The organism is Roseovarius salincola, from assembly GCF_026891095.1.
Lineage (GTDB): Bacteria > Pseudomonadota > Alphaproteobacteria > Rhodobacterales > Rhodobacteraceae > Roseovarius > Roseovarius salincola.
In genome coordinates, this window is sequence record NZ_JAPTNL010000027.1 from 17,503 (window position 1) to 27,115 (window position 9,613).

The following is a 9,613-nucleotide window of genomic DNA, read 5'->3' on the forward strand; positions in this document are numbered from 1 at the left end:
CTCGCGGTGCCGGTCAGGGAGTGTACGCGCAGGCGTTTTGTGCGGTCGTGACAAGGCAGCTGCGCGGGCGTGATCAATGACGCCCGCGCCAGCTGTCCCTATCCCAAGGCGTCGCTGCAGCGCTTGCAGGTGCCGGGATGCGCATGGCTGCCGACATCCGGCAGGATCTTCCAGCAGCGCATGCATTTCGCACCCATGGCGCGCTCGAACACCACGCCGACACCTTCGACCTCGGGCATGCGGAAGGCCTCGTTCGGCATGGGGTCGCCCGTGAGGACGATATCCGAGGTGATGCAGACATCCTCGAAATTGACGCTCTTGAGCGCGGCAAGCATCTCGGGGTCGCGCACATGAACCACCGGCGCGGCCTCGAGGCTGGCGCCGATCGCCTTGTCGGTGCGCTGGATTTCCAGCGCGGCCGTCACCACGCGGCGGGCCTGCCGGACCTTGGTCCATTTCGCCGCCAGCGGCTCGTTCAGCCAATCGGCGGGGGTGTCGGGGATATCGACCAGGTGGACGCTGGCATCATCGCCCGCGTTCCGTTCCAACCAGACCTCTTCCATGGTGAAGGTCAGCACCGGCGCAAGCCATGTGGTCAGCCGATGGAACAGAAGGTCCAGCACCGTCCGGGCAGCACGCCGCCGGGCAGTGTCGCCATCGCAATAAAGCGTGTCCTTGCGGATATCGAAATAGAAGGCCGACAGTTCCACCGTGCAGAAGTTGAACAGCTGCTGCACAACACCCTGGAAATCATAGGAATCATAGCCCTTGCGTACCGTGTGATCCAGCTCGGCCAGACGGTGAAGAACCCATCGTTCCAGTTCTGGCATATCCGCCGGATCGACGCGGTCGCTTTCCGAGAAATGCGCCAGCGACCCCAGCATGAAGCGCATGGTATTGCGCAGGCGGCGATAACCATCGGCGACACCTTTGAGGATCTCCGGCCCGATCCGCAGATCGGCGGTATAATCCGACTGCGCCACCCAAAGACGCAGGATATCCGCGCCGTATTGCTTGGTCACATCTTCGGGCGCGACGGTATTGCCGAGCGATTTGGACATCTTGTTGCCCTTCTCGTCCAGCGTGAAACCATGCGTCAGCACACCACGATAAGGCGCGCGCCCAATGGTCCCGCAGGCCTGAAGCATCGAAGAATGGAACCAGCCGCGATGCTGGTCGGTGCCTTCAAGGTAAAGATCGGCCAGCCCGTCCCCGGACCCGTCCTCGCGGTCGCGCAGCACGAAAGCATGGGTCGAGCCGGAATCGAACCACACATCCAGAATGTCATCGACCTTGTTCCACCCGGACGGATCGTATTCATCGCCAAGGAAACGCTCCTTGGCGCCGGGCTTGTACCAGGCATCCGCGCCCTCGGTCTCGAAGGCATCGAGGATGCGGGCATTCACCTTTTCGTCGCGCAGCAGATAGTCGGGATCGGCCGGCATCGCGCCCACTTTGGTAAAGCAGGTCAGCGGCACGCCCCAGGCGCGCTGGCGGCTCAGCACCCAGTCGGGGCGCGCCTCGATCATGGAATAAAGACGGTTGCGCCCGGTGCGCGGCGTCCATGTCACCAGCTCGTCGATCGAGGTGAGCGCGCGTTCGCGGATCGTCTTGCCATAGCTATCCTGCCCGTCACCGACTTCACGGTCGATGGCGGCGAACCATTGCGGCGTGTTGCGATAGATCACCGGCGCCTTGGAGCGCCAGGAATGCGGATAGCTGTGCTTGATCTTGCCGCGCGCCAAAAGGCCGCCAACCTCGACCAGCTTGTCGATCACGGCCTTGTTGGCATTGCCCTCCTTGCCCTTGCGGTCAAGGATATAGGTGCCGCCAAAGAAGGGCAGGTCCGCGCGAAAGCCGCCATCGTCCATCACATTATAGGTGATGACCTGCTCCAGCATCCCGAGGCCGCGGTAAAGTTCGAATTCCTCCATCCCGTGCGAGGGCGCGCAATGGACGAAACCCGTCCCTTCCTCGTCGGTGACAAAATCGGCGGCGCGGAAATCACGCGGGTCGTCCCATTCGCCATTGCCGCCTTCGGCGCCGGCAAGCGGGTGGGCAAGCGACAGGCCCGAGAGCTCATCAGCGCTGACGCTGCGCACACGTTTCCACATGCCGTCACTCAGCCGCGCGCGGGTCATGACATCCGCGGCCAGCTTGTCGGCCAGGAGGAAGCGCTCGCCGACGCTGGCCCAGCATTCGTCAGGGGTGTCTGTGACCTCGTAGAGGCCATAGTCAAAGCTCTCGCCATAGACCACGGCCTTGTTCGACGGGATGGTCCAGGGCGTCGTTGTCCAGATCACGACATTGGCGCCCTTGAGGTCGCCGTCTGTCACGACCGGGAACTTCACCCAGATGGTGAAGCTTTCCTTGTCGTGATACTCGACCTCGGCCTCGGCCAGCGCGGTCTTTTCGACGGGCGACCACATCACCGGCTTGGAGCCCTGGTAAAGCGTGCCGGTCATCAGGAATTTCTGGAACTCTTCCGCGATGATCCGCTCAGCGCGGAAGTCCATGGTAAGATAGGGTTTTTCCCACTTTCCCGTGACCCCGAGGCGCTTGAACTCGTCGCGCTGGATGCCGATCCAGCCCTCGGCGAAGCGGCGGCATTCCTGGCGGAAATCGACGATATCCACCTCGTCCTTGTTCTTGCCCTTGGCGCGATACTGTTCCTCGATCTTCCATTCGATCGGCAGACCGTGGCAATCCCAGCCGGGGATGTAACGGGCATCGCGGCCCATCATCTGCTGCGAGCGCACCACCATGTCCTTGAGGATCTTGTTGAGCGCGTGGCCGATATGCAGATGGCCGTTGGCGTAGGGCGGGCCGTCATGCAGGGTGAAGGGTTTGCGCCCCTCGGCGCGGTCGCGCAGGCGGTCGTAGATGCCGATGCGTTCCCAGCGGTCCAGCCATTCGGGTTCGCGCCTGGGCAGGCCGGCGCGCATGGGGAAACCGGTTTCCGGCAGGTTCAGCGTGTCTTTGTAGTCGGGTGTTTCGGCGCTCATCGCGGGCGTCCCTTGTCACTGTCGAATCTGGAAAAAACGTTTGGTGGCATATGGTTGCATGCCAATAGCCCCGGCAACTCCTGTGGTCAGAGCGCCGGGCCGGTAATTCGGATGATGATTGCCGGTCTCCGCATCATGACCGCCTTATATGCATCGTGCCAAGCGAGGTCCAGTAGGCGCTTGCGAAGCGGGGCAAGGCACGCCACATAGAGTGCATGAGCAACGCGATGCCGCCACGTTTCGACATCACCCGGCCCGAGATCGAACGGGTCGTGGCCGCGTTCTACGCGACCGTCAGACGCCACCCCGGATTGGCGCCGGTCTTCGCGGCGCATGTGGATGACTGGGCCGCGCATGAGGCGAAAGTATCTGATTTCTGGGCAAATTCCATCCTGCACGAACGCAGTTACGATGGCAGCCCGATGGCGGCCCATGTCAAGGCGGGCAATGTCAAACCGGGCATGTTCTCGACCTGGCTGGAGCTGTTCGACGCCACGTTGAAGGCCGAATTGCCGCCCGGAAAGGCCGCGGCCTGGTCGGCGCTGGCGCATCGGATCGGGCGCAGCCTGCGCGCCGGTGTCGTCGAGCGCGAAACCCTGCCCGGAGGCATCCCGAAGCTGCGGTGAGAGCGTACAAAACCTCCGTTTTGTACGCCGGTTTTGTACTGAAACCGGCGCCCGGCGCCGGAGTTTCGTACAAATCGCTTTCGCAAAGCCCGAAACCAACCCCGGCAAAACACTGCCCAGCCCCCTGCCCCAACCTTGACTCGGCCTCTTTCAGCCGACCGCCAGGGTCAAAACCGGCCGGCGCCCGCCTGAATCTGCCCAATCGCGGATCCGCACTGCACGCCAATCCGGTGCCGGGCCAGAGTGGCGTCAAGGGGCAGGCAACTGCAATGGAGGAAATCATGTATGGACCCCAGAACGATCTGAACCGCGGCACAACGCCGGACCCATATTCGCAGCCCAACCCGATCGGATCGCGGTCTTCACGGGGATCGGTGATCGCCTTGTTTGTCATCATCGCCCTGATCGCCGGCTTGATTCTGCTGGGAAGCATGGGCGACGGCCCCGCCACCACCGGCGCCGGGTCCGAAGCCACCACCGGGACGGGACAGACCACCGGCGAGACCGCAGGCGGCACGGCGACGGGTACCGCACAGTAAGGGCGACCACCACGCGAACCAACGGATACCACCGGCTCAGGCGATGCCCGGCGGTATCTATTTTCCTGCGCGAAAGAGCCCGGTCAGCGCACGTTTGACGATCCCGCCGACCGAGGGGCGGCGCGAACGGGTGAAGGGCAGCGGGCGGCAGACCTCGAGCGCGGCGACGCCGACGCGGGCGGTGAGCGCACCGTTAACCACACCTTCACCAAACCTGCGCGATATCTTCGACACGACCCCGCCACCAGCAACGGAGCCGATCAGATCGTCGCCCACAGCCACAGCCCCCGTCGCCACGAGATGCGTGAGCACCGCGCGCGCCAGACGCCAACTGCCAAGCGTGCCCGACCGTCCGCCATAGATTTCGGCAATGCGCCGGATCATGCGGATATTCGCGCTCAGCGCGACGACCACATCCGCCAGCGCCAGCGGCACCACCGCCGTCACGGTCGCGACCTGCCGGGCGGCGGCTTCGATCTCGAGCGTGGCGGCACTGTCGAGCGGGGCCAGAAGCTCGGCCTCGGCCAGCGCGAACAGACCGGTCGCGTCGAACTGGTCGGGAAGACGCTCGGCAAGGCGGTCGCGGCCCCAGCTTGTATCCTCGCGCCCCGCATAAAGCCGCGTCAGGTCGCCGATCACGGCGCGGGCTTCGGACAGGTTCTCGCCGCCCAGCGCCACATGGGCGCGCGATTGCAGCTTGTCGATCCGCGCCAGGCGGGCAAAGGCCGCCAGTTCGCGCATCGCAATGACCAGAAGCACCACCACAAAGGCCGCAATCAACCCGCTGATCGCATAGCCCAGAAGCGGCGCGCGCGCGATCAGCCCGGTCACGAAATCCCATGCCGCCACCGAAACGGCCGCGCCGAGGATCGCCAGCAACAACCCCCAGAAGAGCCGCGCCAGCCGCGACGGGCGGCGCGCGGCCAATGTGGCGACGGTCTGCATCGCGCGCCCTTCGGGGGGTGTGGGCGCGTCGGGTTCGGGCACCGGCGGCGCGCTGTCGGGGCCGGGTGCGGCGCTGTCGTCATCGCCGTCGCCGAGGTCGATCAGGATCGGTCCCCTGGTCATGAATCGGGCCTTTCGCGTGACTGCCAGACCATGTGGATATCCGGCATGTTTTCGTCATTCCCCGCGCCATTGCCCCGGCCCGCCTCGGCAAAGCCCTGGCGCGTGTAAAAGGCGCGCGCGGCGCTGTTGGCCTCGAGCACCCAGAGGTCGAGCTGATGCGCCCGCGCCTTGGCATCATCGAGCAGCGCGCGCGCCAGACCCTGCCGGCGGGCGCGCGGATGGACATAGAGCGCGTGGATGCGCGCGCCGTCGCGGGCAATGAATCCCGCCGGGCCGCGCGCGTCATGGGCGATGCGCACCCAGCCGCGCAGAATCACCTTGAGCATGAGGGCAAGGTCGCTGCGCTTGCTGCGCATGACCGGCAGCCAGGGCGTGGCGCGGGTGAACGACCACAGGATCGCCAGAAGCCGCGGCGCATGGAAGAGATGTGCGCGCGCCGGGGTCACAGCCTGTCACCAAAGAGAAACTGCGCGGCGCGGTCCAGCCGGATATGGGGCGGGCCTTCGCCGGGTTTCAGCGTCAGGCGGGCGGGCGCGAAATTCATCACCTGATACTGCGCATCGAGCCATGCGCCCGCCCCTTCGCGCGCCGCTGAAAGCAGGCGCGCGGGGTCCTCGGGCAGTTCGCCGGGATAGAATGCCGCCTGTTTGCCCCGGCTTCCGTCATCCTGCAAAAGCCGCCCGCGCACGCAATCGAGCGGCTTGCCGTCATGCTGGATGGTTTCCTCGGTCGTGGCGCGCAGGGCGGCGATGGCCATGGCCTGCGTTTCGGCCCCGGCGAAATCGGCGCGGTCGCGCGCCTCGCGGGTGAGCGCGGCCATGATCGCCGCAAGGCGCTGGTGCTGTGTGTGGTGCAGGTGGTCGGCCTTGGTGGCGGCGAAAAGGATGCGCCCGACCTGCCGTCCCATCAACAGGCGCGTCAGAAAGGCATTGCGGCCGGGGCGGAAGGCGCCAAGGATTTCAGACATGGCACGGCGCATGTCCTCGACCGCGCGGGGGCCGCGATGGATCGCGCCCAGCGCGTCGATCAGCACGACCTGCCGGTCGATCCGGGCGAAGTGATCGCGAAAGAAGGGTTTGACGACTTCGCGCTTGTAGGCTTCGAAGCGGCGTTCCATCTCGCGCCAGAGGGATTTGCGCGGCGCCGTAGAGGCGGGCGCGGGCAGCGGCGCGAAGGTCAGCACAGGCGAGCCCGCCAGATCCCCCGGCAAAAGGAACCGCCCCGGATTGCAATCATAGAACCCCGCGTCGCGGGCCGCGTTCAGATAGGCGGTGAAGGCCTTGGCGAGGGATTGGGCCGTGGGTTCGTCAAGCGGTGCGCGGGCGTCGGTGGCCTGGGCGAGGCGCAGGAAATCGGCGGCCTCGCGCCGGGACTCGATGCGCGTCAGAACGTTGGCCGACCAGTCGGCATAGCTTTTGTCCAGAAGGGCCAGATCAAGCAGCCATTCGCCCGGATAATCGACGATATCGAGATGCACCACACGCGGCCCCGAAAGCCCCGCCAGCAGCCCCGATGGCCGCACCCTGAGCGACAGGCGCAATTCGGATACCGCGCGGGTGCTGTCGGGCCAGTGCGGCGTGGGCGAGGTGAGCGCGCCAAGATGGGTTTCATAGTCGAAGCGCGGCACGGTCACATCGGGCTGGGGTTGCAGGAACGCCCCCGAGATGCGCCCGTCGGCCACCGCCTGAAGCCCGCCCATGCGCGCACGGTCCATGAGGTTGGCCACCAGCGAGGTGATGAACACCGTCTTGCCCGAGCGCGCCAGCCCCGTGACGCCAAGGCGGATCACCGGCTCGAACAGGGATTGCGACAGCGTGTCGGCCATGTTGCCGACGCCGCGCGAGAGCCCGTCGGCGATATCGGTGATGATCAAGCCCCCGCCCCCTTCGCCTTGCTGAGCCGTTGGTGCTGTCTGCCAAGATAGTCGCGCGCGCCGGCGGTTGCCAGAGGGGAGGTTTGGGGGATTGTTCCCCTGCCGGTCGCGGGGTATCTGGCGTGCATGCCCAGATACGCGTTGAAAATCGAATATCATGGCGCGCCCTTTGTCGGGTGGCAGCGTCAGCGCGGGCAGGCTTCGGTGCAGGGGATGATCGAGGACGCGCTTGCGAAGCTCGAGCCGGGGCCGCATACCATCGCCGCCGCCGGGCGCACCGATGCGGGGGTGCATGCGCTGGCGCAGGTGGCGCATTGCGATCTGGCGCGCGACTGGACGCCGTTTCGCCTTTCCGAGGCGCTGAACCATCACCTGAAGCCCGCGCCGGTGGCGATCACCGCCTGTGCGCTGGTGGCCGATGACTGGCATGCACGCTTCTCGGCGCTGGAGCGGCGGTATCTCTTTCGCCTGCTGATGCGGCGCGCGCCCGCCACGCTGGAGCGCGGGCTGGTCTGGCAGGTGCCCAGACGGCTGGATGTGGCGGCGATGCGTGCAGGCGCCGCGCATCTGGTGGGGCATCACGATTTCACGACCTTCCGCTCGACCATCTGCCAGGCGAAAAGCCCGGTCAAGACGCTGGATGCGCTGGAGATCACCGAGGTCGAAGGGATCATGGGGCATGAGCTGCACTTCACCCTGCGGGCGCGCTCGTTCCTGCATAACCAGGTGCGCAGCCTTGTGGGTTCGCTTGAACGGGTGGGCGCGGGGTCATGGCAGCCCGACGACGTGAAAACCGCGCTCGAGGCGCGCGACCGCGCCGCCTGCGGGCCGGTCTGCCCGCCACAGGGGCTTTACCTGGCCGGGGTGCGCTACGGCGTCGATCCTTTCGCCTGAGCGGCGGGGGCCCGGACGCAAATCTCTTGCCCTGCCGGCAGAATCGGGGGAGTTTCGCGCCAGACTGCGGGTTGACGGCGGTGCAAGCAACAGGGACTCCATTCATGAAAATCGGCTTTATCGGTCTGGGCAATGTCGGGGGCAAACTGTCCGGCAGCCTGCTGCGCAACGGCCATGACCTGACGGTCTATGACCTCAACGGCGATCTGGTGCAGGGCTTTGTCGCGCAGGGCGCGGCAGCGGGCGAAAGCCCCGTGCAACTGATGCGCGACTGCGAGGTGGTCATCACCTGCCTGCCCTCGCCCGCGGCCTCGGATGCGGTGATGATGCAGATGCTGCCAGAAGTGGGGCCGGGCAAGATCTGGCTGGAAATGTCGACCACCGACGCAGGCGAGATCCTCCGCCTCGGCGAATTGGTCGGGGCGCGCGGCGGTGCGGCGGTGGATTGCCCGGTTTCGGGTGGCTGTCATCGGGCCGATACCGGCAATATCGCGATCTTCGCAGGCTGCGGGCGCGACACGTTCGAACGGGTTCTGCCGCTGCTGACGACCATGGGGCGGCGCATCCTGCACACGGGCGATCTGGGCAGCGCCTCGGTTCTGAAGGTGATCACCAATTACCTTGCCACCGCGAACCTGCTGAGCGTCTGCGAGGCGCTGGTCACGGCCAAGGCGGCGGGCATGGATATGGCGACCGCCTATGAGGCGATCAAGATCAGTTCGGGCACGTCCTTCGTGCATGAAACCGAAAGCCAGGTCATATTGAACGGCAGCCGCGACATTTCCTTTACGATGGATCTTGTGAAAAAGGATATCGGCCTGTTCCAGAAGATCGCCGACAAGGCCGGCGTGCCGCTGGAACTGTCGCCGCTGCTGATGTCGATCTTGGATGACGGCATTGCGCGCTACGGCGAGCGGGAACTCTCGCCCAATATCATCCGGCGGCTGGAGGATGCCACGGGTCTCGATATCCGCGCGCCGGGCTTTCCGGCGCAGATGGTGGATGACGAGCCCGAAGAGCCGGGATACGAGGTGCGCCCCGCCATGCGACCATGAATGGAGGCCCCGTTCCATGAACAGGGCCATCATTTGCCTTTGATCTTGGCGCGCGGCGCGGGTAAACGAGCGGCGAGCGGTCCCGTAGCTCAACAGGATAGAGCAGCTGACTTCTAATCAGCAGGTTCGGGGTTCGAGTCCTCGCGGGATCGCCAGAATTTCGGGTTGCCAACGGGGCATAAGAATGCGCAAAACGGCAGTTTTTCGTGCGCACCCCTGTCAAGAACTATTTTAGGTTTTACTGAATTTCCATTTAAGGCCATGAAAATAATATGATTTTATGGATATAATGGTCTCTAAGCATCTTCGTTGAAAAATATGGCTGGTCCCAGGTTCACGATCCAATGATTCCACCACCCCTTCGCTATGCGAGCGCTTTCGCCGCCTCCGATCTCAGATAGATCGGCCCAAAATCCTTTCCGCCCGGGCAAAAGCGGGTCACCCGAAAGCGCGTTGTCTGACGTCAGCACCCATGGGACAGATTTGATGTTTTCGTAACGGAGGATTTCTGGTTCATCGCAGCCATCAAGGAGCGAAGATGAACAAGAAATCC

General features: G+C 64.9%; 9 protein-coding genes and 1 tRNA gene. 5 read left to right on the forward strand and 5 right to left on the reverse strand.

What is annotated here, in order from left to right; all coding sequences use genetic code 11:
* Window positions 1-98: 98 nt before the first annotated feature.
* Window positions 99-3,005 (reverse strand): isoleucine--tRNA ligase, encoded by a 2,907-nt coding sequence (gene ileS, locus N5A93_RS18285; protein ID WP_268956531.1) that lies wholly within the window; start codon window positions 3,003-3,005, stop codon window positions 99-101.
* A 215-nt stretch (window positions 3,006-3,220) separates the two neighbouring features.
* Between ileS and N5A93_RS18290 the strand changes: the two genes are divergently transcribed.
* Both N5A93_RS18290 and N5A93_RS18295 read left to right on the forward strand, forming a co-directional pair.
* Window positions 3,221-3,631 (forward strand): group III truncated hemoglobin, encoded by a 411-nt coding sequence (locus tag N5A93_RS18290; protein WP_268956532.1) that lies wholly within the window; start codon window positions 3,221-3,223, stop codon window positions 3,629-3,631.
* Window positions 3,632-3,912: 281 nt separating this feature from the next.
* Entirely contained in the window at window positions 3,913-4,170 is a 258-nt protein-coding gene (locus N5A93_RS18295; RefSeq protein ID WP_268956533.1) for a hypothetical protein, read from the forward strand.
* Window positions 4,171-4,227: 57 nt separating this feature from the next.
* On the opposite strand, the gene N5A93_RS18300 is transcribed toward N5A93_RS18295, so the two are convergent.
* Genes N5A93_RS18300 through N5A93_RS18310 form a run of 3 tightly spaced genes read right to left on the reverse strand, consistent with a single transcriptional unit; the run spans window position 4,228 to window position 7,111 of the window.
* A complete protein-coding gene (locus tag N5A93_RS18300) occupies window positions 4,228-5,238 on the reverse strand; it encodes a YcjF family protein (RefSeq protein ID WP_268956534.1) in 1,011 nt (336 codons plus the stop codon).
* Window positions 5,235-5,684, reverse strand: coding sequence for a GNAT family N-acetyltransferase (locus N5A93_RS18305; RefSeq protein WP_268956535.1), 450 nt, complete (start codon window positions 5,682-5,684; stop codon window positions 5,235-5,237). Before N5A93_RS18305 ends, N5A93_RS18300 begins: the two co-directional genes overlap by 4 nt.
* Entirely contained in the window at window positions 5,681-7,111 is a 1,431-nt protein-coding gene (locus tag N5A93_RS18310; protein ID WP_268956536.1) for a YcjX family GTP-binding protein, read from the reverse strand. The genes N5A93_RS18305 and N5A93_RS18310 overlap by 4 nt, the downstream gene beginning before the upstream one ends.
* 126 nt (window positions 7,112-7,237) lie before the next feature.
* Here N5A93_RS18310 and truA point away from each other — a divergent pair, with 126 nt between their 5' ends.
* The 3 genes from truA to N5A93_RS18325 all read left to right on the forward strand — a co-directional run bounded on the left by truA (window position 7,238) and on the right by N5A93_RS18325 (window position 9,215).
* Window positions 7,238-8,005: a tRNA pseudouridine(38-40) synthase TruA gene (truA, locus tag N5A93_RS18315; protein WP_268956537.1), complete on the forward strand. Its 768-nt coding sequence runs from the start codon at window positions 7,238-7,240 to the stop codon at window positions 8,003-8,005.
* Window positions 8,006-8,109: 104 nt separating this feature from the next.
* Window positions 8,110-9,060 carry an NAD(P)-dependent oxidoreductase gene (locus N5A93_RS18320; protein ID WP_268956538.1) on the forward strand — a complete coding sequence of 317 codons (951 nt, stop codon included), beginning with the start codon at window positions 8,110-8,112 and terminating at the stop codon, window positions 9,058-9,060.
* Between the two features lie 78 nt (window positions 9,061-9,138).
* Window positions 9,139-9,215, forward strand: a tRNA-Arg gene (locus N5A93_RS18325).
* A 141-nt stretch (window positions 9,216-9,356) separates the two neighbouring features.
* On the opposite strand, the gene N5A93_RS18330 is transcribed toward N5A93_RS18325, so the two are convergent.
* A partial coding sequence (locus tag N5A93_RS18330) for a hypothetical protein (protein ID WP_268956539.1) occupies window positions 9,357-9,613 on the reverse strand: 257 nt, incomplete at its 5' end.

Bases quoted from the DNA above. Each gene is read 5' to 3' on its own strand.
- ileS (WP_268956531.1), bottom strand. From the start codon at position 3,005: ATGAGCGCCGAAACACCCGACTACAAAGACACGCTGAACCTGCCGGAA.
- N5A93_RS18290 (WP_268956532.1), top strand. From the start codon at position 3,221: ATGAGCAACGCGATGCCGCCACGTTTCGACATCACCCGGCCCGAGATC.
- N5A93_RS18295 (WP_268956533.1), top strand. From the start codon at position 3,913: ATGTATGGACCCCAGAACGATCTGAACCGCGGCACAACGCCGGACCCA.
- N5A93_RS18300 (WP_268956534.1), bottom strand. From the start codon at position 5,238: ATGACCAGGGGACCGATCCTGATCGACCTCGGCGACGGCGATGACGAC.
- truA (WP_268956537.1), top strand. From the start codon at position 7,238: ATGCCCAGATACGCGTTGAAAATCGAATATCATGGCGCGCCCTTTGTC.
- N5A93_RS18320 (WP_268956538.1), top strand. From the start codon at position 8,110: ATGAAAATCGGCTTTATCGGTCTGGGCAATGTCGGGGGCAAACTGTCC.